Source organism: Streptomyces sp. NRRL WC-3618, from assembly GCF_001280005.1.
In the GTDB taxonomy this organism is placed as follows: Bacteria; Actinomycetota; Actinomycetes; order Streptomycetales; family Streptomycetaceae; genus Streptomyces.
This window is the reverse complement of sequence record NZ_LGDW01000226.1, coordinates 1-1,532: the sequence shown is the minus strand read 5'-3', so window position 1 is coordinate 1,532 and position 1,532 is coordinate 1. Positions and strand designations below refer to the sequence as shown.

Sequence of the window (1,532 nt, the reverse complement as noted above, 5' to 3'; positions counted from 1 at the left end):
CCTCGAAGTTTCGTGACGGTCCGCCGACGGAGTTGGTGGACCGTTTTTGTGCCGTGGGTTGAGGCTGTGCAGGCCGAGGGCCCGGGTGTCGCCTCGGGGTGGCGCCGGATTCCACTGCTCCGGGTGTTGAGGTTCTGTCGAAGGGACGGGGAATCCGCTGGTCAGCCAGTGTCGGGCAGTTGGGTGAGCCGGTCGAGGGCGGCGGTGATGTGGCCGGTCCAGGGCCAGTGCCGGGCCAGGCGGAGGATTCGCCGACGGCCGGTGGTCACGAGTTGTCCGGCCGCGGTGAACAGGCGGAGCCGTAGTCGGCGGGGTTCCCAGAGCCTGGCCTTGCCGGTCAGGGCGAGCATCGGCATCCAGGCCAGCAGGTCGAGAGCGATCTGCACGATCTCCAGCCAGATCCGGTTCTGGGCCGTGCGGTGCAGGGGCAGGTTGCGCAGGCCGGTGGCCCGGGCGGCGCGGATGCGGTCCTCGGCCCGGGCCCGCAGGCGGTGACGGCGCTCGAGCTCGGCGATCGGCCGGCCCAAGGTGTTGGTGGCGAAACAGGTCAGCCGCATGCCGTCCGCATCCGTGAGCCGCAACTGGGCCCCGGGGTGCGGTCGTTCCTTCCTGACGATCAGCCGCATGCCCTTGGGCCAGGCGTCCAGGACGTCGCCGGTGAGTTCAGCGACCCAGGCGCCGTCGCGGATCTCGCCGCCCGCCTCGACGGCCGCCGTCCAGGCCGATGCCGGAACCTTCAGCACATGCTGGTGGACCTGCTCGGTGATCACCATGCCGACCGAGTAGGACAGCCACCGTCCCCGCCGGGCGAGCCAGGCGACGAAGTCGTGGGTGCCGCCCGCAGAGTCGGTGCGGATCAGGGTCCGGCGCCCGCGCCGGTATTTCTTCGGCAGCTGGGCCAGGGCCAGTTGGGCGGCGGTGATGTGGTCGGTGGCCGTGTTCGATCCCGCGTTGCCCGGTCTGAGCAGGGCCGCGACCGGTTCACCCGTGCCGCCCGGTCCGTGGTCGACGAACCCCATCAGCGGGTGGTGGCCGTAGGTTCGCTTCCACGTGGGCGCGGCGTCTTCCTTGTCCGAGTGCGCGATCACCAGCACCCCGTCGAGGTCCACGGTCACCGTCCCGCCCGCATCAGGCGCTTCTCGGCCGGCCAACCGCCAGACATGTTCGCGGACTTCAGCCCGCGCGGCACGGATGGCCCGCAGGGCTTTCTCCCCGGAGGCTGCGAGGGTGTCGATCAGGCGGGAGACCGTCGGATCGGAGGCCACCGGCCCGAACACGGCCGGCTCGGCCCGCAGCATGGCGACATCCGCGAGGCAGTCCCCGCCCAGCGCGACCGCCAGGGCCAGGTCCAGAAGGATCTTGCCCGGGTCGTGCACCGCCCGAGCCTTCCGCCACGGCGTCAGCGCCGCCGATATCGCGGTGTCCAAGCCGGCCTTGCGGACGGTCTCGACCAGCAGCACGCCCCCGGCCTGCGAGACCACCGCCCTGCCGCCGCCCTCGGTGCGGACACGCGGGTACGACCCGATACGCTT

At 71.7% G+C, this 1,532-nt stretch carries 1 protein-coding gene; it reads right to left on the bottom strand.

Annotated elements, in window-relative coordinates; all coding sequences use genetic code 11:
* Positions 1 to 161: 161 nt before the first annotated feature.
* Positions 162 to 1,526: an IS1380 family transposase gene (locus tag ADL01_RS20245; RefSeq protein ID WP_053743429.1), complete on the bottom strand. Its 1,365-nt coding sequence runs from the start codon at positions 1,524 to 1,526 to the stop codon at positions 162 to 164.
* Positions 1,527 to 1,532 lie beyond the last annotated feature (6 nt).